At 33.9% G+C, this 24788-nt stretch carries 33 protein-coding genes; 30 read left to right on the plus strand and 3 right to left on the minus strand.

All coding sequences use genetic code 11. The features are described from left to right. Nucleotides 1-236 precede the first annotated feature (236 nt). From NSA47_RS02220 to NSA47_RS02230, 3 genes are all read right to left on the minus strand, one after another. A complete protein-coding gene (locus NSA47_RS02220; RefSeq protein WP_257529249.1) occupies nt 237-914 on the minus strand; it encodes a hypothetical protein in 678 nt (225 codons plus the stop codon). A gap of 259 nt (nt 915-1173) precedes the next feature. After that, complete coding sequence (locus NSA47_RS02225) at nt 1174-1635, minus strand: ImmA/IrrE family metallo-endopeptidase (protein WP_257529250.1); 462 nt, start codon at nt 1633-1635, stop codon at nt 1174-1176. Between the two features lie 21 nt (nt 1636-1656). Next, nucleotides 1657-1989 (minus strand): helix-turn-helix domain-containing protein, encoded by a 333-nt coding sequence (locus NSA47_RS02230; RefSeq protein WP_257529251.1) that lies wholly within the window; start codon nt 1987-1989, stop codon nt 1657-1659. A gap of 196 nt (nt 1990-2185) precedes the next feature. Between NSA47_RS02230 and NSA47_RS02235 the strand changes: the two genes are divergently transcribed. The 30 genes from NSA47_RS02235 to NSA47_RS02380 all read left to right on the plus strand — a co-directional run bounded on the left by NSA47_RS02235 (nt 2186) and on the right by NSA47_RS02380 (nt 24499). Continuing rightward, complete coding sequence (locus NSA47_RS02235) at nt 2186-2389, plus strand: helix-turn-helix domain-containing protein (protein WP_257529252.1); 204 nt, start codon at nt 2186-2188, stop codon at nt 2387-2389. 281 nt (nt 2390-2670) lie between these two features. Then, on the plus strand, nt 2671-3567 hold the full coding sequence (locus tag NSA47_RS02240) for a hypothetical protein (RefSeq protein WP_257529255.1): 897 nt from the start codon (nt 2671-2673) through the stop codon (nt 3565-3567). After that, nucleotides 3494-4237: an ATP-binding protein gene (locus tag NSA47_RS02245; protein WP_257529256.1), complete on the plus strand. Its 744-nt coding sequence runs from the start codon at nt 3494-3496 to the stop codon at nt 4235-4237. The genes NSA47_RS02240 and NSA47_RS02245 overlap by 74 nt, the downstream gene beginning before the upstream one ends. Before the next feature lie 29 nt (nt 4238-4266). After that, complete coding sequence (locus NSA47_RS02250) at nt 4267-4518, plus strand: hypothetical protein (protein ID WP_257529257.1); 252 nt, start codon at nt 4267-4269, stop codon at nt 4516-4518. Nucleotides 4519-4628: 110 nt separating this feature from the next. Beyond that, on the plus strand, nt 4629-5039 hold the full coding sequence (locus NSA47_RS02255; RefSeq protein WP_257529258.1) for a hypothetical protein: 411 nt from the start codon (nt 4629-4631) through the stop codon (nt 5037-5039). Between the two features lie 299 nt (nt 5040-5338). Next, complete coding sequence (locus tag NSA47_RS02260) at nt 5339-6670, plus strand: phage portal protein (RefSeq protein ID WP_257529259.1); 1332 nt, start codon at nt 5339-5341, stop codon at nt 6668-6670. A gap of 185 nt (nt 6671-6855) precedes the next feature. After that, nucleotides 6856-7371 carry a phage scaffolding protein gene (locus NSA47_RS02265; protein WP_257529260.1) on the plus strand — a complete coding sequence of 172 codons (516 nt, stop codon included), beginning with the start codon at nt 6856-6858 and terminating at the stop codon, nt 7369-7371. 27 nt (nt 7372-7398) lie between these two features. Continuing rightward, nucleotides 7399-7815 (plus strand): chloramphenicol resistance protein, encoded by a 417-nt coding sequence (locus NSA47_RS02270; protein WP_257529261.1) that lies wholly within the window; start codon nt 7399-7401, stop codon nt 7813-7815. 12 nt (nt 7816-7827) lie between these two features. After that, nucleotides 7828-8319 carry a hypothetical protein gene (locus NSA47_RS02275; RefSeq protein ID WP_257529262.1) on the plus strand — a complete coding sequence of 164 codons (492 nt, stop codon included), beginning with the start codon at nt 7828-7830 and terminating at the stop codon, nt 8317-8319. Between the two features lie 18 nt (nt 8320-8337). Then, nucleotides 8338-8715, plus strand: coding sequence for a DUF6673 family protein (locus NSA47_RS02280; RefSeq protein ID WP_257529263.1), 378 nt, complete (start codon nt 8338-8340; stop codon nt 8713-8715). A 2-nt stretch (nt 8716-8717) separates the two neighbouring features. Beyond that, nucleotides 8718-9305 (plus strand): bacteriophage Gp15 family protein, encoded by a 588-nt coding sequence (locus NSA47_RS02285; protein WP_257529264.1) that lies wholly within the window; start codon nt 8718-8720, stop codon nt 9303-9305. 541 nt (nt 9306-9846) lie between these two features. Next, complete coding sequence (locus tag NSA47_RS02290; RefSeq protein ID WP_257529265.1) at nt 9847-11655, plus strand: phage tail protein; 1809 nt, start codon at nt 9847-9849, stop codon at nt 11653-11655. Beyond that, nucleotides 11652-12362: a distal tail protein Dit gene (locus tag NSA47_RS02295; protein WP_257529267.1), complete on the plus strand. Its 711-nt coding sequence runs from the start codon at nt 11652-11654 to the stop codon at nt 12360-12362. The genes NSA47_RS02290 and NSA47_RS02295 overlap by 4 nt, the downstream gene beginning before the upstream one ends. Further along, complete coding sequence (locus NSA47_RS02300) at nt 12362-14299, plus strand: phage tail protein (protein WP_257529268.1); 1938 nt, start codon at nt 12362-12364, stop codon at nt 14297-14299. The genes NSA47_RS02295 and NSA47_RS02300 overlap by 1 nt, the downstream gene beginning before the upstream one ends. Nucleotides 14300-14311: 12 nt before the next feature. Next, nucleotides 14312-14548, plus strand: a complete 237-nt coding sequence (locus NSA47_RS02305) for a hypothetical protein (protein WP_257529269.1) — start codon at nt 14312-14314, stop codon at nt 14546-14548. Between the two features lie 13 nt (nt 14549-14561). Further along, nucleotides 14562-16529 (plus strand): BppU family phage baseplate upper protein, encoded by a 1968-nt coding sequence (locus tag NSA47_RS02310; RefSeq protein WP_257529270.1) that lies wholly within the window; start codon nt 14562-14564, stop codon nt 16527-16529. An 87-nt stretch (nt 16530-16616) separates the two neighbouring features. Further along, nucleotides 16617-17018, plus strand: coding sequence for a hypothetical protein (locus tag NSA47_RS02315; RefSeq protein WP_257529271.1), 402 nt, complete (start codon nt 16617-16619; stop codon nt 17016-17018). Between the two features lie 14 nt (nt 17019-17032). Further along, nucleotides 17033-17689, plus strand: a complete 657-nt coding sequence (locus NSA47_RS02320; RefSeq protein WP_257529272.1) for a hypothetical protein — start codon at nt 17033-17035, stop codon at nt 17687-17689. Between the two features lie 2 nt (nt 17690-17691). Continuing rightward, on the plus strand, nt 17692-17850 hold the full coding sequence (locus NSA47_RS02325; RefSeq protein WP_257529274.1) for a hypothetical protein: 159 nt from the start codon (nt 17692-17694) through the stop codon (nt 17848-17850). Nucleotides 17851-17914: 64 nt separating this feature from the next. Further along, the gene (locus NSA47_RS02330; protein ID WP_257529275.1) at nt 17915-18550 is read left to right on the plus strand and encodes a hypothetical protein; all 636 of its coding nucleotides are present in this window, start codon (nt 17915-17917) and stop codon (nt 18548-18550) included. 16 nt (nt 18551-18566) lie between these two features. Continuing rightward, nucleotides 18567-18803, plus strand: a complete 237-nt coding sequence (locus tag NSA47_RS02335) for a hypothetical protein (protein ID WP_257529276.1) — start codon at nt 18567-18569, stop codon at nt 18801-18803. Nucleotides 18804-19047: 244 nt separating this feature from the next. Beyond that, nucleotides 19048-19479: a DUF6941 family protein gene (locus NSA47_RS02340; protein ID WP_257529277.1), complete on the plus strand. Its 432-nt coding sequence runs from the start codon at nt 19048-19050 to the stop codon at nt 19477-19479. Further along, entirely contained in the window at nt 19457-19873 is a 417-nt protein-coding gene (locus NSA47_RS02345; RefSeq protein WP_257529278.1) for a hypothetical protein, read from the plus strand. The genes NSA47_RS02340 and NSA47_RS02345 overlap by 23 nt, the downstream gene beginning before the upstream one ends. Further along, nucleotides 19873-20163 carry a hypothetical protein gene (locus NSA47_RS02350; protein ID WP_257529280.1) on the plus strand — a complete coding sequence of 97 codons (291 nt, stop codon included), beginning with the start codon at nt 19873-19875 and terminating at the stop codon, nt 20161-20163. The genes NSA47_RS02345 and NSA47_RS02350 overlap by 1 nt, the downstream gene beginning before the upstream one ends. A 106-nt stretch (nt 20164-20269) precedes the next feature. Next, complete coding sequence (locus tag NSA47_RS02355; RefSeq protein ID WP_257529281.1) at nt 20270-20746, plus strand: phage holin family protein; 477 nt, start codon at nt 20270-20272, stop codon at nt 20744-20746. Then, nucleotides 20747-21454, plus strand: a complete 708-nt coding sequence (locus NSA47_RS02360) for an N-acetylmuramoyl-L-alanine amidase (RefSeq protein ID WP_257529282.1) — start codon at nt 20747-20749, stop codon at nt 21452-21454. A gap of 296 nt (nt 21455-21750) precedes the next feature. After that, complete coding sequence (locus tag NSA47_RS02365; RefSeq protein ID WP_257529283.1) at nt 21751-21906, plus strand: hypothetical protein; 156 nt, start codon at nt 21751-21753, stop codon at nt 21904-21906. Nucleotides 21907-22339: 433 nt separating this feature from the next. Continuing rightward, nucleotides 22340-22825 carry a DsrE/DsrF/DrsH-like family protein gene (locus NSA47_RS02370; RefSeq protein ID WP_257529284.1) on the plus strand — a complete coding sequence of 162 codons (486 nt, stop codon included), beginning with the start codon at nt 22340-22342 and terminating at the stop codon, nt 22823-22825. A gap of 105 nt (nt 22826-22930) precedes the next feature. After that, nucleotides 22931-23212 (plus strand): hypothetical protein, encoded by a 282-nt coding sequence (locus NSA47_RS02375; protein ID WP_257529285.1) that lies wholly within the window; start codon nt 22931-22933, stop codon nt 23210-23212. 78 nt (nt 23213-23290) lie between these two features. Further along, nucleotides 23291-24499 carry a YibE/F family protein gene (locus NSA47_RS02380; RefSeq protein WP_257529286.1) on the plus strand — a complete coding sequence of 403 codons (1209 nt, stop codon included), beginning with the start codon at nt 23291-23293 and terminating at the stop codon, nt 24497-24499. Nucleotides 24500-24788 lie beyond the last annotated feature (289 nt).

Consider the following 24788-nt stretch of genomic DNA (forward strand, 5'->3'; position numbering starts at 1 on the left):
ATTTTCTAGACAAGCTACTTCCATGGAACCCACAGGTTCAGGCAGCATGCAAGTCGAAATAATAGATAATAATGGCGGCCATTTGGCCGCCATTATTTATTGGTACATGTTATTAAAAGACGCTTACCATTAAAACAATGGTCCTTGTTATCTTGCAGTATTTATTATTATAAAAAGAAAAGCATACTGCTAATTTACTAGATAAACAGTGTGCTTTGTAAAGTATATATATTTTACTATGGTTTACAAATACCGCAAGGATTAAATCCTCCATTTATTGCTGTGTCTCTTGAAGATAGATTAACAACATTGTCAGGATTCATTTTCTTTATAGCTGAACAACCGGATTTATGAAATTTCTTAGTATTCGCATTGCCAACATAAGAAGCAGTAACTTTGCTATTTGCTTCACCATTATAAGTAGATTTAGGTGGTGCAGATGATGTTGATTTTTTAGTATTTGATGTAGTTGTACTTGGAGCTTTTTTATTCGAAGTAATTGTATTTGTTTTATTTGAAGTAATTGTCTTTGTTGATTGCTTACTTGATGAAGCTTTATTAGTATTGGAGCTTGCTTGCTTTGTTACAGTTGTTTTTTCTGTTTGAATAGGTGAGTTAACAGCTGCAGTTGATGTATTTTCTTTCTTTGGTGTAGATGTAGATTTTTTTTCTTTATTTGTATAATTTTCTTTTTCTTCATATTCAATTGCTTTTTCTTCTTTGTTTTGGGCCTTTTCTTCCTGCTTATCATCTGGTTGTTCTTCACTTTGATTCTTGTTTTCCTGCTTCCCGCTGGGTTGCACTTGGCTAACGGATCCATTAATTTTATCTTGGTTTTTAATGGAACTTTGGGGCAAGGATGAATTAGATTGATCAACTGTATCCGGAGTAATTGAACCTAAGGCAATAAACATTAAAATAGCCGGTGCTATAAAAGCTATTAAAGCCTTAGCAGAAGAAATTGATTTTCGCTTATGGAATGCTAAATTGATAAATGAAAATTACTACAAATGGTCCTACAAAAAGAAATGAGGCTGCTGCTAGATCCCCAAATAGGGATATAAAAGCTAGTAAATAGTAGAATGATGCCAAGATCTTTTTCCACAGGATATTACTCCTAAATCCTGGAATAAACCTAAAGAACTTGTCCAATAATATAACCTCCTTTATATCTTAAATAAACTTTTTATAAACAACCAATGGACTAAAACATATCGTATATTCCCCTATAGTATGAGATAAACCATAAATCCCCTTAAAGTGATCTATTGCTGTTTCAATAAAATTTTCAGTTACCCCCAAGAACTCCGCTAGTTCTGCTCTGTTTTGCACGCCAGCATCAAAAGCATCTATAAAGTCTTCAATCCGTATTAGCTTATCTACCGCCCATCTACGTGCCTTTAATTCTTGCTTTCTGTTTTCGATCTTAGATTGATCTAATATGTCACCCGCAGTAGTATGATAGTGCCCTAGTTCTTCGGCTAAAACACAAGCCTTTTCAGTATATGTATTAATATTTTTATTTATTGCTATTACATTATCGGCATATAAGCCTTTTAAATCCCCTTCTAAAGGAATTTCTATTACTTCAACATCTTTATTTTCTAATAGTTTTAAAAGTGCTTCGTATTTCATATTTCGTCCCCCTTTTATGCCTTATTTATTGTTTTTATTTTTTCTTTTCATTCTCAAAAACTCCTTAAACTCCTTAATAGATTGAAGTTCTTCTTCGGTAAATTCGTCCCCGTCATGATGGGCTGCTATAGTTTCAGGCTCGTAGGGGTTGCGGATGTCGGTTCTGCCCAATAGATAGTCGGTGGAAACATCCAGTACATCAGCAATTTTTCTTATTTCTTCATCCCTTACGGGTCTTTCACCAGACTCAATCCTATTCATAACACTATAATTTATATGAATTTTGTCTGCTAATTCTTTTTGAGTCATATCTTTTTGCTCTCTTAAACTTTGTATTCTTTTTCCCACATTCATTTATATACCTCCAATTCGTATTTCTAAATCAGAAACAATTTAATTATATACTTTTTCTATAATAGAAATAAGTCCTTTTTCTAAAATAGAAATAAATTACTAAAATATGCTTGACATTTCTGTTATAGAAATATACAATAAGCTTAGAAACTTTCTAAAGTAGAAATTTAATTTGAGTTATTACAGGGGGTGTAAAATGAAACAGTTAAATCTGGCTTATATAAAGGAACGACGTATAAAATTGAATCTATCTCAGCAGGAACTAGCTAATAAGTTAGGTTTTAAAAATGCTTCTACTTATTTAAAATATGAAAATGGCGATTATTTGTTTAAGGCAGAAATGCTGCCAGAGCTATCAACGATATTAAAATGCAAAATAACAAATTTTTTTACCAACTAAATTTCTAAAATAGAAATAAAATATTTAAGATTTATAGATGAAACAGTAAAGAAAGAGATTAAAGAAGATATGAGTGAGGTGCCAGCGGAGGATACATTTATAGAGGCTGAAGGGGAAGTACAAGGAGAACAGTAGCAAAAAACAAAATAAGGTGAGCGGTCCCCTAACCATAACTCACCTTATTTATGTATATAAAGCGGTCAAAAGGGGGACTAAAGACCGCTCTAATTATAGTATTACCAAGAATTAATATTTTATACATGAAAAAGTAGGTGAATTAATTGTCCCAAGGCTATATAAAACTTTATAGGCAGATAGTAGAGAGCGATATATACCAGATGCCACCTCTTTATCTTAGGGTTTGCGAAAGACTTATGCTTGAAGCTAATCACCAAGACAATGAAATTCCTTATCAAGGAAAAAAGAAACTTATAAAAAGGGGTGAAAAGCTGACATCAATAAGAAAAATTTCTGAATGGGTAGGTTGGTATGAAAGAGGGATTTTTAAAACCCCAAATCCTAAAACAATCAAGAAAATATTAGATTGGCTGATAGAAAATAAGATGCTAGAAATATATGACGAAGGGAACAGAAGGGAAACACACTATAAGGTGCTAAATTATGAGGTTTACCAAGGATATGACGGGGACGAAAGTAACGCTAAGGTAACAGTAGGTGGGCACAAACAAGAAGGTAAAGAATTATATACTACTACTATTACTACTACTATTACTACTGGCCAACCAGAGGAAAATATTCCTGTCGCCGATATGGATGCCGACTCCGTACAACAGGATCCTGTACTGGACGAAGGTGCTGACCCTTCACCATGTGCAATTGTAGAAAAACATTATGCCGCTAATGTCTTAAATAGAGCTGTGGTAGGCAGTACTGATTTAAAAATCATTTTTGATACCTGCAACCTTTATCCTGTGGATTTTATTCTAGAGACCATGGACATCACTGTAAAGGCAAACAAAGAGCGTAATGGGAAATGCACCATTAAGTCATTTAATTACTTCATGCCTGTTCTTGAGGAAGCATGGGAGAAAAGACAGTTTAAAAGCAAGCCGTTAAAACTAATAAGAGAGAAGGGGAATATCCATGGATTCAATAAACAATCTAATAGAAAGAGTAAATATTCTGAAGAGCAGCTCAGAAAATTCAGAGCCTTCTAAGTTTGAATGCAATAGGTGTAAAGATACTGGCTTTACCATGATTGAAGAAAAAATTGTGGGTTTTTGTGAGTGCAGAAAGTTAAAAGAAGCTAATAACATGTTAGAAAAATCCGGCATAGCCAAGTCCTTTAGAGATAGGACTTTTGAAAACTTTAAACCTATAAACAAGGTATTCTTAAATGCTAAAAAGACCGCCATAGAATACATCCAAAACTTTGAACGAATAGCAGGAGAGAGAAATCATTCTATAGCTTTTTTAGGACAAGTAGGAGCTGGAAAGACCCATTTGTCTATAGCTATAGGTAATCAGCTTATAGAGTCTGGCATACCAGTAATTTACATGGAATACAGAAATGCCATTACAGCACTCAAGCAAAATATGCTAGATGATGTTTACTATAGGGGGCAAATTAGCAAATATCAAAATGCTAAGGTGCTCATCATAGATGATCTATTCAAAGGGCGAATCACAGAATCAGACCTGAATATTATGTTTGAAATTATTAACCATAGGTACTTTAACGGGTTTCCCATAGTGATATCCAGTGAAAAAACAGAGTTGGATCTTCTGGACATAGATGAGGCAATCGGGAGTAGAATCTTAGAGATGTGCAAAGGGAGAATGATAATTTTTGAAGGTCCTGAACTGAATTATAGATTGAGAGGCTAATCAAATCAACCCAAAGGAGGAGAATTAAAATGTTTATGTCGGTGTTGAAAAAAGATGAAAATTTAAGGACTATGTACAATTTCTTACGTAGGGAAGTAACTGAAGTTAAACAAGCGATATTACAGTATATGATTTCAGGGAGTTCAAAGCATAGAAAGAATGATAGAAATAGATATATTGTAAAAAAGAAAACATCCAAAAACAAATATAAAAACAAAAAGACTATGATTGTTGGTATTAACTTTGATAGCAAAATGGAGGACTTTGGACCCTACTGGTAAGCGACTAAATATGCTTAATTTAAACGCGTTAAATAGGAGGTTGAATAGATGTTTAGATATATTTGTGGAGAGTACTCTAGGCAAAAGAAAAAAAGTGAAGGGAGAATTGTATGAGTTATACGCTTAAAGACTACAAAGAGGAAATAAAGATAAGAAAAAACTTAATTAGGTTAGCACAAAAAAGAAGGGATAAACTAGTAAAATTATTAGGACCAAAAGGATATAGTTCAGGAAGATCTTATGTAGATGCAGATAATATTCATGGAGACAAAACAATGGATTTAAATGAAGTTATTGAAAAAATAAGCAGAATTGATAATGAAATATATCTTCATGAATGTGATATTGAGTATAATACTAACAAAATAAAAGAAATAGAAGAATGTATAGGGGGCTTAAAAGGTTTAAAATGCAAAGTAAAGAATATGCAGATGATCGAAGGGAAAACATTAAAGGAAATAGCGGATGAGCTAGGATATAGTTATGATTACATAAGAGAAATTGCAGTGAAAAATAAATAACCCACAATTCCCCCACAGACAAAAGTAATATTTCATGTTTTAATGATAGTAAGGAGATTTATGTTAAGGCACTCTAGCAGATGGAATGAGATTTCATTGCAAAGAGTGTTTTTTCATAATAGGTTTTATTATACTAAACATTGTGAAACTCTGAAGAATGCATTATCTACTCCATTATGGGACCCTAAAGAGATACGACCAGTTAGGTTAGATGATGGGACTAGTGATATAGATACACTAGATGGATTTGAATATAGTTTTGAGAAGTTTACTAAAGTACTACAAAGGTAGGTGATGAAATGGATAAAAAGACAATAAAATTAGTAGAGGATAGGTTAAATGGGCAAGAAACATTCGCCACTGGTGCAAATAATTACAAACTATGGTTAGATATGTATAGGGATGAATCGCCATGGTTAGGATCAGAAACCTTAAGCATAGGGTTACCTGCTTCTATAGCTAGTGAACTAGCAAGATTAACAACAATAGAAATGAAGTCAGAAATTGCTAATGATGAAGAATTAGATGAAGATTATCAAAATGTAGTTGATTATGCTAGAATGTTTACAGAATATGGATTAGCCTTAGGAGGATTGATTCTAAAACCTTATATTGACAGAGGCAAGATAGTTATTGATTATGTGACACCAGATTTATATATTCCAATAAGCTTTAATGGAGCAGGAAATATAGATCATATAGTATTTATAGATGAATATCAAGAAAGGGATACAATCTATAGAAGGATAGAAGAGCATGATCTTACAGGAGGTAGTTATATAATCAATAATGTTGCTTTTAGAACAAAAGTTGAAAGCACATTAGGAAAAAGAATAGAGTTACATTCAGTTGAAAGATGGGCTTCGCTAGCAGAAACTGCAATTATAAATAATGTAGTTAAGCCATTGTTTGGGTACTTTAGGAATCCTCAGGCTAACAACTTAGATTTAACAAGTCCATTAGGGGTTAGTTGCTATTCAAGAGCTACAAGTTTAATTCAGGATGCAGATGAACAGTATTCTAGGATTATATGGGAGTATGAAGGTTCAGAACTAGCTATAGATGCGGATATAACAGCTCTAAAGAATAGTAATGAATTACCCTCGAGAAAAGAAAGGTTATTCAGAAATCTTGGACTAGATCAGAACGATGGATTTTATGAAGTCTTTAATCCACCTATCCGTGATGAGTCTTTATTTAATGGATTAAATAAAATTCTTATGAGAATAGAATTTGCATGTGGATTAGTATATGGAACATTATCAGACATGCAAATAGGTACTAAAACAGCAGAGGAAATAAAGGCTAGTAAACAAAGGTCTTATTCCACTGTCGTAGATATACAAAAAGCCTTAAAGAAAGCTTTAATTGATACGATAGATGCAATGTCGATACTTAGGAATTTCTATTTAAATAAGCCTATTATAGAACCTGAAACAAGCTTTGATTTTGATGATAGCTTGATTGTAGATACCGCAACAGAACAGACAATAAAGATGCAAGAGGTTGCAGTAGGATTAATCAAACCTGAGAAATATTTAGAATGGCGTTATGGTGTTACTGAAAGCGAGGCTTTAGAGATGTTACCTAATCAGAATAATCCAAACTCTAAAGATAATGGAATTGAGTAGGTGATATAGAAGATGGAAGATGATATATGAACAGAACCGAAAACAATAATTATAAACTGCATTGACCTAGATATGTCATTAAAAGGTCTATTTTTAATGCCTAAAATTCGTGTGCTAAGACGATATATTAGCAAATCGAGTCAAAGCAACTGACGTAAATCAGCGTAGATTGAAAGGAGATAGTTATGAAAAGAGAGTTTTTAAAAGAGTTAAGGCTAGAGGAAGAAACAATAAACAAGATTATGGCTGAGAATGGTAAAGATATTGAGAAATACAAGACTTTATCTGAAACGAAAGAAAAAGAAGTAAAAACCTTACAAGGACAATTAGACACAGCCAACAAAGAAATTGAAAGTTATAAAGAGATGGATATTGAATCAATTAAGCAATCGGCAAGGGATTTCCAAAAAAAGCTTGAAGACACTCAAGTTCAAGCTAAGGCAGATATAGAGAAACTCCAGTTTGACCATGCATTAGAAAAGGCTTTAGCAGGTGCTAAGGCTAGGAATGTAAAGGCAGTAAAGGCTTTGCTTGATTTAGAAGGACTTAAGCTTAACAATGGTGAGTTAGTCGGGATCAATGAGCAACTAGAGAAGATAAAACAGGAGAATAATTATTTGTTTGAAATAGAAGAACTAGTTGACAAAACACCAGGCATTACCACTAAGATTAACAAGAATAATTCTGAATGGTGGTGCTAAAATTGCTGGGGGTAGAGGTGAGAAGAAGTGATTATAGAAAAAGTAAGAGAATATTTCTTAAATTGTCCTCTGCTGAATGAAATTGCAAGGCTAAACGTAGACTTTTTAGGAGTGGAACCAACAGAATACACTATTGATAGCCAACCTACCACAGGTATTATTAAAAGATATGTAGATGGCGGGGTTTTGAAACAATATGTATTCGTGTTTGGATCTAGAGAATATTATGGAGCTGATGTTTTACAAAACTTAGAAAATAGTGAGTTTTATGAAGAATTTAGCGATTGGTTAGATGAACAAACAGAAAAGGATAATTTACCACTATTAGAAGGTAATAAAAAAGCTATTGGATTAGAAGCACTAACAACAGGTTATTTATTTGATGTTAGTGAGGATAATGCAAGATATCAAATACAATGTAGGTTAATTTATTATGAAAATTAGGGAGGTTATAAAATGTTTACACCAAGAAATAAGAAAGTTGCTTTTTTAGATGGAGAAGCTGGTACATTTAATAGAATGAAGGGTTTTACGGCTTTATCTACTAACAAAAACCCAAAGGAATATACAAGACAATATATAGATGAAGCTTTTGAAACTACAGATGTAGTCGCAATATCTACTTCAATTGATTTCACATTTGACCAAATGCAGAACGATCCAGTGCACGAAAAACTAGTAGACATTATAGACAAGGAAAAAATCGGTGATGGAGCTATGGTTACTCTTGCAGTAGTAGACCTTACGCAACCGGGAACCACAGAAAATAGCTTTAAAGCAGTAAAAAGAGACTTTGTAGTAGTGCCTGGAACTGAAGGCGATAATGTAGATGCCTATACCTATGGCGGTACATTTAAAGTAAAGGGGTCACGAATAGAAGGGGAAGCCACTTCAACTGATGGCTGGGAAACTTGTACATTCACTAAAGATGATGAAGCAGGAATATAATAAGGAGGTTTAAAGCCTATGGCAAAGAGATTTGAATTTAAGAATAATAATTTAAAACTTGATATATCAGGACATTTATTTGAGTTTGATACAACAAATCCTGAACTCGTAAAAAGAGTGTTGACCTTTTCAGAGGATGCACAAAAACTAAGCAATGAATTGACAAAAAGAGAAGACTATGTTGTAGCTTTAGAGGAGACAATAGAGTTCTGCATTAAAACACTTGATTCCATATTAGGTGAGGGAGCTAGTAAAAAGATATTTGTGGGTAGGGAAGTAGGCTTATTTGACTGCTTAGACATAATAAACTATCTAATGGATGAAGTAAAGGCAGATAGAGATACTAAATTTCAAGCATATTCCCCCAACAGGCCCCAAAGGCGTGCTAAGAAGTAAGAATGAATATCCTGATAGATCTAGTACCAGAAACAGTGGTTATTGATGATATAGAGTATCAACTCAATACAGATTTTAGAATTAGCATACTGTTTGAACTATTAATGCAAGATAATACCCTTGTAGACAATGAAAAAATAGATATAGCTTTAAATCTATATTATCCAAAATTACCCCATGATCCTATACAGGCTATAGAAAAAGTATTGTGGTTTTATAGTTGTGCGAGAGAAAATGATGAAGGTAGTAATGGTGCAAAAGATGAACCAACCAATAAAGTAGAGGTGATATATTCATTTGAGTATGATGATGAGTATATCTATTCTGCTTTTTTAGATCAGTATGGAATAGATTTGCAGGACGTAGAATATCTTCATTGGTGGAAATTTAGGGCTCTATTTAAAAGTTTAAAAGAGGATAATCTTATATCCAAAATTATGGGTTATAGAGCTATTTCAATTGATAATGATATGAGTGAACAGGAAAAGAAATATTATAGAAAAATGAAAAAGATATATGCTCTACCAGACAATAGAACACAAGAAGAGAAGGAAAGAGATTTTAATAGTGCTATATTTAATATGCTTTAACCTTGTGCATTATTTATTTATCTGGTATATTATGGATAAATACTGAATGAGGGGGTATCGTTATGATTTGTCCTAAATGTAAGAGTGAAAATGTTAATGTACAGGCTGTTACACATGTTAAAAATAAAAGGCATGGCATTCTATACTGGATATTCATAGGCTGGTGGTTTGAGCCGGTTATGTGGGTATTTTTAACTCTACCATGGTTAATCATTAAAATATTCAAACCGAATAAAGTAACAAGTAGAACGCATAGTCAAGCAATTTGCCAAAGCTGTGGAAAGAGTTGGAAGGTATAGATTTTAGCATCCTAAGGGATGCTTTTTTAATGCAAGAAATGAGGTGGTTATATTGTTTTAAAAATAAAAGTTGGTTTAAATGTCCCTACTGCGGACAAAAACTATTGATCTATGAAAGTCAGGCTAAAAGCCAAAATATATATATAAAATGCAAAAAATGCAAAAGAGAAGTTGAGATAAAGATTGAATAATTAGTGAGCCTTTGAGCCGTTATTCAACATTCGTGAAAGCGAGGTGGAATAATGGCGTATGATGAAGATTTAATATTTAATATTAAGATGGATCAAAAAGATTTTGAAACAGGGATAAAGAAGCTTGGTAGTGTTGCAGGAAAAGCCTTAAAAACAGTAGAAACAGCCACAGTCTCTGCAGGGACTGCACTTTTAAGAATGGGAATAGCTGCTACTAAAGTAGGAATGGACTTTGAAGCAGGCGCTGGGGAACTGGCTGAAACCCTAAACGATAACTTAAAAGGGAAAATAGAGAGCCTGAAAAGTGCCTTAGAGGAATTGGGAATATCCGTTTATAAAGGCTTTGATAACCCTCTTAAAGATGTTGTAGAAACCCTTACAGGGTACGTGGAGAGATTAACCAATGTTTTGAACTTTAATGAAAACCTACAAGACAGTATGGAAGAATTAGGTGTAAGGGCTGAATACTTTGGTGATGGATTAGAAAGTATTCCTAAAGGGTTTGAAGGTGCAGTACAGGTCCTAGGTGAAATATTTGCAGATATGATATCAAAAGTAGCTGAATATGCCCCCACATTATTGCAAGCAGCAGGCAATATGCTTATGTCCTTTATACAAGGAATAAGGGAAAATCTCCCTAATATAGTGGAATCAGCCTTATCGATTGTGCAAACCTTGATTACAACTGTATTAGAATTGCTACCAGAAATCATTACACTTGGTGCAGAACTTTTGATATCTTTAATTACCGGTATAGCTGAAATATTGCCAGATCTAATCACCCAAATAATAGATGCCGTAATAATGGTAGCAGACATAATTATTGATAATCTACCTTTATTAATAGATGCAGGGATACAATTAATGATGGCATTGGTAGAGGGGATTATAGAGAATCTACCAAAACTAATAGAAGAAGTTCCAAGAATAATAAATGAGTTTTATAATGCCATTTCCGAACAGCTACCACAGATATTAAAGATGGGCATTAAAATCTTATTAGAATTAATAAAGGGATTGATAGATTCTATTCCCACGCTTATAGAAAATATCCCAGCCATAATTATGGCGATAGAAAATGCCTTTACATTGTATGATTGGTGGAACCTAGGAAAAGGTGTTATTACTAAATTAAAAGATGGTTTAGTTAGTATGGTTGAAAACCTAGGAAGTTCAGCCAAGGGACTTGCAGATAATGCAATTCAAGCCATTAAAGATGTGTTTTGGGATGCTCCTAAGATTGGAAAAGGATTGGTAGAACATCTTATTACAGGTGTTCAGATACTAGTAGAATCCTTAGTAACGACTGCAAAAGGTATGGGGATAAAGGTTATAAGCAGTATAAAGGACGTATTTGGTGGTGCTAAAGATATTGGAAATAACCTAGTACAAGGCATTTGGAATGGAATTAACAATGCTAAAGATTGGGTCTTAGGCAAGATAGAAGGTTTTGGAAATTCTATAATGAAGAGCATAAAAAGTATATTTGGAATCAAGTCTCCATCTACTGTAATGAGAGATGAAGTTGGGAAAAACCTTACCCTTGGTATTGGTGTAGGGATTGAAAAGGGTATGCCGGAGCTTGAGAGAGATGTAGACAATGAACTTTCAAAGCTAACTAGAAAAATGAAAGCTATGGTTGATTTTGAATCTAGTAGCATTGGAAATAAAATTATAGCCGGAAGTGAAAAAAATGGGGTTGAAAGAATAGTGGAAAATCATGATGATTCTGATAATAGTACCACTATTACTGGCAATACGTTTGTGATTAGACAGGAAAGTGATATTGAAAAAGTAGCCCAAGAATTAGATAGATTAAGAAAAAGAAAAGGAAGAGGAATGGGGGTAGCGACAATATGATATTCGGTAGTATAGATTTAAGACAGTATTTTAAAATTAAAAATATTAAAAAAGGCATGCTGCCTCCTATAGAAAATATTACACAACAAAGACCAGGGAGAGATGGAGTGACTCTCAGAAGAACAAAAATAAAACCAAGGTCAATATCGGCAGAGATTGAGATAAAAGGATCTAGCAAAGAGAATTTAAATATTATTATAAGACACTTGGCTAATACGCTATATACTCCAAATCTTAATGAATTAAGATTCCCCGATGAGTTAGACAAGTTCTATATGGCCAAATTAGAAGGGGATACGGACTTAGATGAAATATTGTATTATGGAAATACTATGCTTAATTTTATATGTCCTGATCCTATCGCCTATGGTCAACTTAGAAAAATACAATTTGAAAATAGACTAAAAGCATACAATAAGGGTACTTATCAATCCCTTGGTATAATTATCGTTGAAATAATAGAAAATATGGACCATCTAAAAGTAACTCTCCTAAACACAGGGGAGTTTTTATATTTGGAAGATAATTTTATATCGGGAGATATTGTAGTGATTGATTTAGAAGAAGAATATATTGCTAAAAATGGATATTCTCTAATGTCAAGGCTATATCTGGAAAGTGACTTTTTCCCTATACCTGTAGGAGAGTTTGAAATACTAGTATCTAGTGGTAACGTTACCTTGGAATATAGGGAGAGGTGGCTGTGATGAAATTTCTATTATTTAATAAAGAAGAAAAACTAATTGGAACATTAAAAAATATATTAGAAGCCAAACATACAGAGGAAATAAACGGGGAGGATACTCTAGGACTAATTACCTTGGATCAAAATATTCAGAAAGGTTATAAAGTTACCTATAAGGACAAATATGGCAATTGGCAGGAGTTTATCGTCAACGAGATAGAAGAATCACATGCAGAAGTAGGAATAGAAAAGAATTTATTTTGTGAAAGTAGCTTTTACGAAACCCTAGGAGACTATATAGAAGATGAAAGGCTATATAATGTAACTGCTAACGTAGGCCTTCAAGTAGCATTGGAACCTACACGCTGGGAAGTAGGTATTGTTGATGATTTAGGCATAGCGAGTATAAACTTTAATCATATATCTTCCAAAGAAGCAGTGCAAAAGGTGGTAGAAGCTTGGGAAGGTGAAATAAGAACAAGGGTAATAGTTAGCGGAAACAAAATAACCCATAGATATGTGGATTTACTAGCTCAAAGAGGACAGAACTTAGGTAAGAGATTTACTTACACTAAGGACTTAGAGTTTATAACGAAAACAGTTCATAAGGAAGATGTAATAACCGCTCTATACGGCTATGGAAAAGGCGAAGAAGTAGGTGAAGGATATAGTAGAAGGATGGATTTTAGCGAAATTAATAATAACAAGGCATATGTAGAAAACAACGAGGCTAGATTAATTTGGGGAAGACCGAAAGGAAATGGTGCAAAAGCTCATGTTTTTGGCAAAGTAGAGTTTGATGACTGTAAGGATCCTGGGGAGCTTTTAGAGCTTACTAAAAAGAGGTTAGAAGAAGTATCTTATCCTCTTGTGACCTATGAGGTTAAGATAATAGATCTAGGTGGGGCAGAACTAGGGGATAGTGTAGCGGTAATAGATAAAGAATTTACTCCTGAGTTAAGATTAAAGGCTAGAGCAGTGAGGATAGTAAGGGATCTTTTAGAAGAAGAAAACAACGATATAATTCTAAGTAATTTCTTGCCTAATATATCCGATTTTTTAAATAAACAGCAGAAATATATAGATAACTTTAGGGATAGAGCTGGCGTATGGGATAGAGCTCAGGTTATTAATCAAGATGGCACAATCAACGCACAATTTCTAAATGATCTTGTGGATGAACTAAATACTAGAATGAATTCCCAGGGAGGATATGTTTTTATAAGTGAAGAAGGTGGAGGGCTAATCACCTATGATAAGCCTAATCCTGAAGAAGCCACAATGGCTATACAGTTACTAGGTGGAGCATTCAGAATAGCAGGCAGCAAGAAATCGAATGGAGAATTTGATTTTAGAACGTTTGGAGATGGAAAAGGGTTTATAGCAGATGCTTTTGTAGGCGGGTTGCTAAAGGGAGGAAAAGTACACTTTGATCTTACAAATGGTACCCTTTTAATAGGGAATAGTCCTAATGATTATTCCCTGTACTGGAATGGTAGCACTTTAAGCCTTAACGGAGGGAACTTTGTATTAGGCGGTAAAAGTGGTGATACCGCAACTCACACAAACCAATATTCAAGATATAATCATTCTGATGGTAGCTACACGAGAATAAGCAGTGCAGGAATGGAAAGGTATGTGTCAGGCTCAGGAAAAACTTACCACCATTTAATCCACATGGTAGGGTTTGTAGTGGGATCATCTTCTGTTCGCTGGATAGACCTACCAAGTGAGTTTAGAGGAAAGAAATTTACTGTATATGTAGCATTTGCAGATAGTTTGCAAGCACCAGGAGTAAATTGGAACTTGCATAGAGTAGTGGTTACAGGTCATCCAGATTATGTGAATGATTATACTAGAGCTAGAGTGCCTTTGGTTGGATATAAACTATGTGTACATAAAGACAGTAGGAATTTAGAAATGAGTAATGTTCAAGGATTACTTATTGCAATTTATTAGGGAGGTGGATTTATGCAATTTGATAAACTAACACTATTTTACAACAAAAGGACAAGTATAATTAAAGAATTATGTACAGGAGAGCAAGACATGAACTGGTTTGGAGAAGAAAAGCAAGATTACGAGCAGATATTTGACTATATTATAGTAGACTACGATGGCTATATTATGCAAAGTCCCCATCATTTTATAGTAAAAAATGGCAAACTGAACATAAAAGAAGATTTTATTCCTACAAAATATTTATAAGGAGGTGATATAGATGGACTTAAAAGAATTAGGTGGTCTGCAAAAGATTCAGTTTAATATAAATGAACAAATTGGTGTAGTTGAATATTTAATAGGGAAACAAGGGGATTACAAGACTAGAGGGTTAGAGATACAGTTACTATGCAATAATATGGTGGTTGATGCAACTGGCATAGAATGCGAATTTTATGGAAAACATCATAAATCAGAAGATGTATATATGGTAATTGCTACAAATAAAGATGTTGAGCAAGGGATATACGAAATTCTTTATCCTTCAAAGCTAATGGAGCACGAAGGTATACTTAATGCAGAAATAAGATTTACTAAAGATGATAAGATCCTTTCAACTCACATATTCAATGTTGACGTTAAAAAGACTCTGATCACAGATGATATTATTGAGGGGATAAATGAACAACGTCTCATTGATATTTTGATAGATGCCGCAAAAAGTGAGGAAGAGAGAGTACAAAATGAAAAGGTAAGGAAATCTGATGAAATCATTAGAAAAGAAAATGAGGATAATCGGATTGTGGAAGAAAATACTAGAAAATCAAGTGAAAATATCAGAGTTGAAAATGAAGACACTAGAAAGCAGAATGAAGATCTGCGAAAGACAGAAGAACAAGAAAGAAAAAATGCAGAAACGAATAGATTGTCAGAAGAAAATATTAGAAAAACAAATGAACAGTCTAGAGTTTTAAAAGAACAAGAGAGAAATTTTAGTGAAGCTAGTAGGATATCAGAGGAAAATATTAGAATTTCCAATGAAAACACTAGAAAGTCAAATGAGTCAGATAGAAAAAACAATGAGTCTATAAGGATATCAAAAGAACAAGAAAGAGTTTTAGCAGAAGGCGATGAAACAAGTGGTCGAATCAAAGGGGAAATTGATCGAAATAATGCAGAGCAAATTAGAATAACCAATGAAAATACTAGAAAAGATAATGAGATTATAAGACAACAAAATGAAACAGAGAGAGAAAAGTTTAAGCATAATCATGACAATAAGCCCGTGATAGACAATTTGGATGAAAATGAAGAAGGTTTCTTGACATACAATGGGCAAGAGATTTCAGGAGATGTTCGTGTGGCTAATGAGGCAGAAGAAGTTTCTCTCGAGGATAGAATATTTATAGGTGATACTAGGGAAATAGAGAGACAGTTAGAAGAAGATTACGCCACTAAAGAATACGCAAGAAACTATACAGATAGTCAAATTACATTAATTACTGAAACGGGAATACCTAAGCTAAGTGTATTTGAGTATAAATTTAATTCTATACCATCAGGCACTAAAGAGTTTGGCATACCACTAGACACATTTGACAAGCAAACAGATACAGTAAAATTATATATTAATACGGTCTCTAGAGACTCAGATTATTTTACCGTATCAGAAAGTGGACTCATCACTCTTACGAAGGCATTAGAAGTGCAGTCAAGGGTAGTTATTGAAGTTTGGAAGAACATACCTATAGGAGAAGATGGTTCAGTAAGCGGGAAGGTCATTGCTATTGATAGTTTACCGAGTAACAGAGTACAGGGGTTGGGAAGCATAGTAAGTCAAGATTATGAGGAAGGAACTTTTACGCCAGAACTACATTTCGGAGATAGTAAAGAAGGAATAGTTTATGCTGGTACCCAAAATGGTGTATATACAAGGATTGGGAATATTGTTTATTTTAAGATCAGGCTTAGTTTAGCCAGCAAAGGAACAGCAATAGGGTTTGCTACAATTAGGGGCTTGCCTTTTGTGTCTAGTGATTCACCGCTTGTTTATAATAGCGTTAGTCTTGGGAACTATTATCGCTTAAATTATGCTGACAATCAACAGCCTATAGGACTCATTGTAGGTAGTAAAGATGAAATATGGCTAAGACTAAATGTACCAGATTCAAATTATGGTACTTTAACTAATGAAGAATTCAAAGATAATACCCAATTTTATGGTATTGTTGGGTTTTATTATATCTAAAAAATGGCGGTATAAATATGATGAAAAATAACTCTAGAAAAGTAGATCTACCAACAGAACAGTACAAGTGAATGGAGAGGTGATTATATGAGTGACGGAATTACAAGGCAAGAGCTTAGTGAAGAGTTAAAAACATCTATTGCTATGGGTTCAATAGTGGAGAAAGGAAGTAATGATAATGGGGTGTATGTAAAATACGCTGATGGAACTATGTCATGTTATATCAAAAATTTAGAAATTATAGGTGCAGACAATGTCTATGCACAAAACTACTGGACTTTTCCCGCCATTTTTACCTATATTCCTGTTGTGATTCCTGTAGCAACTATCAAACAGATAAATGGTGCTGGTAAAAGTACAACACTACATTCCCTATACGTTGTCAATTTATCACAATCTGGGGGCAATGTAAGGGTTGTAGAAGGGGGAATTTTTGATGATAAAACGTTATACAGGGTTAGTTGTCATGCTATTGGAGAATGGAAATAAAGAGAGGTGATTAGATGCTTAAAAAAATGAGAGGTGCGATAGTTGACTACCTAGAAGATAAGTATGGCAATTATCTTTTCCCCCGTACCATCACAGAAGCAGTTGCAGATAAAGATTCAGGCAAAAATTTGAATCAGATGTTAGATGGCATTGTAAGATGTGCAGGGGATGAAACGGAATATATAGAGGATTTAGAGGAACATACTGGGGAAGTATTGACTAGGCATGATAGAGAGATAAAAAATTTAGAAAGTGCGAAAAATGAGCTAAGGCAAGAAGTTGATGAACATAAGGCAGAAAGTATGACGCAACTTGTTGGGACATCTGTTATTTTAGCTAATATATCATCTGGTTCAAAGACATATATAGGACCTTTCCAAAAACCACCAAAAAGAATATCAATAATGGCACGTATTAATGATACGCCGTCTGCAAATTGGGGGGAAATTATAGAATCAAATGCACAATATCGGATGAGTCAACATTCATCCGGGATAATGACAGGGGGAAGCACTAACTTAATAAGCTTGAGTAATACTACAGGTGGCTCTGTGCTAGCTGTAGGAAGTATTGAGCCAGACGGCAGGTTGGAACTTACATGGCAGAAAACTGGGACAATCACAGAAGCAGCGATAATATATACCACAGCGATGTTCCATGGAGGTGAATAAAAATGATATTAGTATTAATAGATAACCATACAGATAAAGAAGTGATGGCAATGAGTATAACTGAAAATGATAAGGAAAAAATTAAAAAAACTTTGATGGATAATGCGCAAAATCTTGGAATAACCAATTATGAAATTGTAGAAGAAGACAGAGAGCTTTAAGGCGTATTCGAATATTAATGCGTCTTAACCCAATAAAACAGAATCTTCAAAGAGAGGTGATTTAATGGCACTGATAGATACATTTAAAGATAGATTTGGTAGATTTGTCTATCCTAAAACAGTCCCAAAGGCTATCATAGATCCCGACACAGGGGAAAGTTTAGATAAGTTTTTTGATAGAGAATTCTATGAGAAAATAGGTGATCCTTCATTTTTAGAAACAATAGATAAATCAACTTTAGTAAGTGCTATTAATGAATTGAAAACTAAAGACGATTTACATCTGGCAGAAACTATGCAGCAAAGTGGTGGGGTGCATGGACTAGAAATTGAGAGAGGGTCATGGAGTGCCGAGCTGTCTACTACTAATGGAGATGGGGTGGCAGATTACGGAAGTTACGAGAGATTTGGAACTTATGTTAGAATAGGCGATTTAGTCTATATAACATTTAGGATGAATGTTGAATCTTTTACTAACTGTACGGGCTATTATATTATAACTGGACTTCCGTTTTATTCGAGTGGCTCAGATAGGTACAGATATATAGTAGCACCATCTAACCTAGATGGCGCTACTGATTATGCAAGCATTAGGGGTACAGATATACGAGTGCGTTCGTCACCCCAAGCTATTGCACAAGCTGTGCCATTCACAAGTACTAAATATATACATGGTAGTGGTGTTTACCATATAGGATAATTAAGGAGGCGTAAGCATGATAGAAAAAATAACTTTAGATATGCTTAATGAAAATAGTGTAAGTGTTAAAAAACAACAATATATAAATCATGAAGGCATGGAATATCCCATAGGACAGCCCCATAGGAGAGCATATGTAAATAGTGTTAGAGGTAGACAGGAAGTAGAAACAGAATTACCTGAACAGCAAAGAAATGCTATCTTGTCGGTATGGGGGGGGAAGCCAACAGTAGACGAGAGCACTGTAGAATAGAAATAAATGCATCAAAACTCAGCACCTAGAAGGGTGTATTTTTTATGCCCTTCTTTTGAGATATCTTATGAGTCCTCTTTTTTATTATTTGTCACAACATAACCAAAGAAATATTTCTTTAAAATCCCCCTATTAATCGATAAGATATGTGAGTATATTTAACAATAAATATGTAATAATTACCACTTTATGTTATAATCAACATAAAACAAGAATAGGACAAGATATATAAGGGGGAATGAAATTGGCAAAACTAATGACTTTTATGTATGCAAATGAAACTAGAAATGATTTTATTAACGGACAAAATATTCAAACAATTAATACACCTTTACTTTCATTAAAACCAGCCTTTGTACCAGGTCAATTATCGTTTTCGGTAATATTTGGGATTAATGAGTTTGATTTTGCTAAAGAGCATGCTTTTCAGTATAAATTGATGGATCCAGATGGGAATATAGTTGTAGATACTGGAATCATACAAATTCCACCAAATCCTAACAAGGAAAATATTCCAAAAATAGATGGCTTTGTTGGCGATTTTGATTTAAGGAATGTAGTATTTATGAAGGAAGGAAAATATAAATACGAAGTAATATTTGATAATACTAAGCTAAAAGATGATTATATAATAGTCAAAGGGGCTGGTATTAATGGAAACAGCAGTAAAGCTTAATATTAACAATATGTTTCAAGTGCCTTGCCCATCAATAACACCAAATAAATTTACTTCAAGACCTTCCATAAATAGTGTTATAAAACAGCCGATTATAGTTAATAATTCTTCTACACATATAACGCTAAGAAGAACCATAGAGTATAATAAAGTTAGCAGTTATATTGAAGGGAAGGTAATAGATATGAATGCTGAAATTAAATCAGAAATAAACAAAATATTAAAAATCCAAAGGAATGTTTACCTAGGATTATTTGCATCTTCCGTTTTGATGATAATTCTTAGCTGGATTCCATCTCTTTTCACAGAAGATGTTAGCATAGTTCTGAAACCACTATCAATAGCATTTTCTTTCATGATAGCATTAAACTATCATTTAAGGAGGGCAAAATAGTGGAGGAGATTATCAAGAAAATACCGTGGAAAAAAGTTACTGCCCCTATGATACCTTTACTGCTAGTAGATGGTATTTTGAGTAGGTTTATGATAAAACTACATTCTCTTAATTTAACACATGGCGTGACAGATAGATTTCCAACCGATAAGGCTTTTTACACGCTTTTAATGGGTAATTTGTTTATTATGTTTGTATACTTAGGGATTAGCGCATTTGGCCATATCAATCAAGAAATAGTAAACCATTCAAGGGCAAAACTAGAATTAAGCCCTGCAAAAGAAATATAGATCTATGTTCAACTTCAATGTTTGAAATTTGAGCATCAATATAGAAAGTACAGCTAAGAGATCCCCAAGGGGTCTCTTTTTATTATGAAAAGAAAGGAGAGAAAGGATGGAAACTATAAAGAACTTTATATTAGAAATGTTTGGTTACAGTAGGACAGAATGGAGTATTGGCGGAATAATAGGATTTGTAGGAGGTGTTTTCGGGGCCATGGTGGGAGGATACGACTTATTTATTAAATTACTACTGTTCACTATGGCGTTCGATATTGTCACCGGGCTAATGAATTCTAAGAAACATAAGAGTACAAGCTCTGAAACAGGTATAAGAGGTCTTAACAAAAAAGTAGGGATATTGATAATGATAGCCTTTGCGAATATTGTGGACCAAGCCCTTGGCCAAACTGGTAGCATAAGAACAGGGGCTATTTTATTTTATTTTTCTATGGAGGGGTTATCCTTACTGGAGAATCTTACAGCTATGGGAGTACCGCAATTTCAACCTTTGGCCGAGTATCTTATACAGATTAAGGAAGGTAATAAGAAAGGTCCTAGTAAGCTTATAAAAGAAGAGGAGGAAAATTAAATGGTTAAAATAGCAATAGATGCAGGTCATGGTCTTAATACGGCAGGAAAAAGAACACCAGATGGAATGAAAGAATTTGAATTTAATGTTAAGGTTGCGGAATACTTAAAGAATGAATTAATGAAGTATGAAAATGTAAATGTGCTATTTGTTCATGATCCTACGGGAAAAAGAGATGTTCCATTGTCAGAAAGGACAAAGAAAGCCAATGATTGGAAAGCAGATTTATATTTATCTCTACATGCTAATGCCTTTGGAAATGGAGGGTGGAACACTGCAGGAGGAACAGAGACTTATATCCATCCTATAACCCCACAGAGAACAAAAGATATAGCAAATATTATTCATGGGGAAATTATAAAAGCAACAGGATTAAGAAATAGGGGAGTGAAAACAGCAGATTTCCAGGTGTTAAGGGGGACAAATATGAGTGCGGTATTAGTAGAGCATGCCTTCATGACGAATAAAGAGGAAGCTAAACTATTGAAGGATGATAAGTTTAGAAAAGATTGTGCAAAATCCCATGCCACTGCCATTGCTAGTTATTATAAATTGAAGAAAAAGCCTGAAACAAAACCAGAACTGGTGAAAGATGATGGTAAATTATATAAAGTGCAAATTGGGGCATTTGCACAGAAGGAAAATGCTGAAAAACTAAAAAAAGAAATGCAGGCATTAGGATATAAACCGTTTATCAAGATAGAATAAAAATAAATTTAAAAACTAGAAAAACAACTTAAATACTCAGTTAAATTCAGGGAATTCCAATATGAACTGTACATTTACAGATGGTAAAGTGGATCCAAAAGCTCAATTTGGTTAGAGTAATATTGGTGCACAAAGGGTGTATAAAAGAAAATAAGTCATATAGAAAAGATATTAATCAGAATTAATTCTGATCTTCTTTATTTTAAAAAAAATCCTATTTCTAATGAAGGATTTACGATTTCTATGTCAAACATATAACAATATAGTCAAATTTTATATTTGTTAGGAGGTTGATTATGGAACTTCAATATTTAAAAGAACTTGAAGATATAATATATACTTTCCTAAATCTAGCTGAAACTTTATTAAGAGATGGAGTTATAGATACAAAAACTTATATGGATATTACCATTAAAAAGAAAGAGTTTTTAAAAGGTATTCATAATATATGAGTTTAGCGTCAATTGCAGCCCTAAATTAATTCCTCTGACGATATGTATCCTTTTGTGCCAATAGCAGCAGTGTTCCACTTTGGACACCATTGCTACTCACACTATTAAGAGGTACACGAATGGTGTACGAAAGAAATTAAATTATAAGAAAAAATATATCAAACTAGATTCAAAGTGAGTGAATGAAATACTTATAGCCATTAAATCATAGTAAAGGAAATCAGATTTAATATAGAACAAAGCTCTTCAAAATCAGTTGTGGAGCCTTAGGATCAGTCTGGGTAGGGTGGATTCCCACATATTCCCGCCAAAATAGAATATTGTATTTTACATAGAAAACAGAGAATTTTGATCATTTTCTGTTTTTTTTTTGAATTTTTGTATGTTTATCCTCTCTTAAGGGAAAATAAGAACAAACAAAGGAGGAATAGACATGGCAGAGACAAAAAAAAGATTGAATTTATTAGTTTTCAGTGGAGAATATGATAAAGCTTTAGCAGCTTTGATTTTGGCCAATGGTGCCAGCGAAATGGGAATGGATGTCACTATGTTTTTTGCCTTCTGGGGACTTTTGGTGTTAAGAAAAGAACAGGAAAATGAAGAGCTTGAAAAAAGCTTTTTAGAAAAAGCCTTTTCCCTATTTACCCCTAAAGAGGCCGAAGAACTGCCTCTTTCCCGTATGAATATGGCGGGTATGGGACAATTTATGTTAAAGAAAATGATGGAGGAAAGCAACAAGCCCCAGTTAAAGGATTTTCTAGAGGGAGCTAGAAAAAAAGACATCAAATTCTATGGTTGTAAATTATCCATGGAAGTCATGGGTTTTAAAGAAGAAGAATTAATTCCTGAACTAGAGATAAAAGAAGTATATGAGTATTTAGAAGATGCTCTTAGTTCAGATATACAATTATTTATTTAGAAATAAAAAATATACACTTCTTTCCCATAAAAATATCGCAATTTAGATTATGAAAATTATAGGAAAAGGATAGAATAATAAAAAACAGGGAAGGGAGTTTTTTATATGTTCAATAGTATAAGGGAAACAAGAATGCAGGGAAATGGAATGACAAATATGAGTTTAGAGATGAATGAGAAGGATTTTTTCACCATTTATAATGATTTGTCCCAGGAGGTTGCCTCTGATATTATTGGTCAATATTTGATTTATAGAGGTGATGATGGGAGAGCAAAAAACGTTCAAATCTCTCACGACCCAAATCTACAAATTGTTAATATTTCAGCTAACCTTCAGTATTTAGGAAATGACAAAACTGACTATCCTTCCAGTCGACATAATATATAGGGACGCATAAGAACCCTAACTTGAATCATCTTTTTAAAAGGGATATAATGGTCTGAGACTAATTTAGGGGGGACAACCTTGAAAAAGACGATTATATTTTTTTTAATTTTTATGTTAATAATTCTATCACCCATTGTGACGTTGGCTGATGAAAATGATAGCGATATAGATGAAAATCAGCAAGGGGATTTATTAGATGGTACGATGGAAGAATCGGATAATTTTACAGAAGATACTGTGGAATTGCCTACGGATTTCTATGAGGCAAAAGTGCTCAAAATAGAAGAGAGGAAATTAGAAAATGCAGACCTAGAAGCCCAAGGTTTTACAGATACAGTACAAATAGTTACTGTGAAAATCCTCGATGGAAAATTTAAAGGACAAGAAAAAGTCATTGAGAATATGAATACAGGTAATGCTGCCTATGATATCTGGGTAGACAAAGGGGATAAGGTTTTATTATATGCGGAATTAACGGAGGATCAATCAGAGATTGAAAATATATTTATTTCAGATTTTGTCCGATGGCCCAATTTAAGAAATTTAACCCTTTTATTCATTATTCTTCTTATATTAATAGGAGGATGGCAAGGAACAAAAGCCTTGGTTTCCTTAGGAATCACAGCCTTTGCCATAGTACAATTTATGTTGCCTATGATGCTGAAGGGGCATAGTCCCATTATACTAGCTATTTTAGTTTGTCTATTTACAACAGTGGTGACGATAATTATCATTACAGGTTTTAGCATTAAATCCCTGTCCACCATCTTGGGCACCCTTAGTGGTGTGTTAATAGCGGGGGTATTGTCCTATATCATGGGAAATATTGTTCATTTAACAGGATTAAGTGCCCAGGAAGCTCAGATGCTATTGTATATTCCCCAAGGTATCTCATTTGATTTTAAAGGATTGCTTTTTGCAGGAATTATCATTGGAGCACTAGGAGCCGTTATGGATGTAGCTATGTCAATTTCTTCAGCCATGGATGAAATTAAAAATACCAATCCCTCCATTACAGTAAAGGAATTGGTACAATCAGGCTTTACTGTGGGGAAAGATATCATGGGGACCATGTCCAACACCTTGATTTTGGCCTACACTGGTAGTGCTATTCCTCTACTACTACTTTTCATGGCCTATGAAACCTCTATGCTGAAGGTCATTAATTTAGATTTAATTGCCACGGAAATTGTACGAGCATTAACAGGGAGCATAGGTCTTTTGGCATCCATTCCTATTACGGCGATTGTCTATGGTGTGCTACAAAGAAAAAAGATAAAGTCATAGAGCAATAGGAGAAGCTGGTAAGGGGAATCCCAAACCAGCTTTTTTATGGTATAAGAAAGTTTGTCTTACCAGCAAGGGAGCAAACTATTCTATGTCATTCAATGGAGGACAGCCGCCTTCTTGTCATACGCTTTCTGCCCCAGTCGTTACCGTAAGATTTTTTCCATTTTATATGATGAGAAATAGCAGGATTAAGATCATTCATCTAGAATATATGAAATAAGCAACAGGAAAATAGGATTTTATTCATAGGGTGATGAGATGAAACGGCCGCTTACTGTATCATTGA

It is taken from the genome of Irregularibacter muris, from assembly GCF_024622505.1.
Lineage (GTDB): Bacteria > Bacillota > Clostridia > Eubacteriales > Garciellaceae > Irregularibacter > Irregularibacter muris.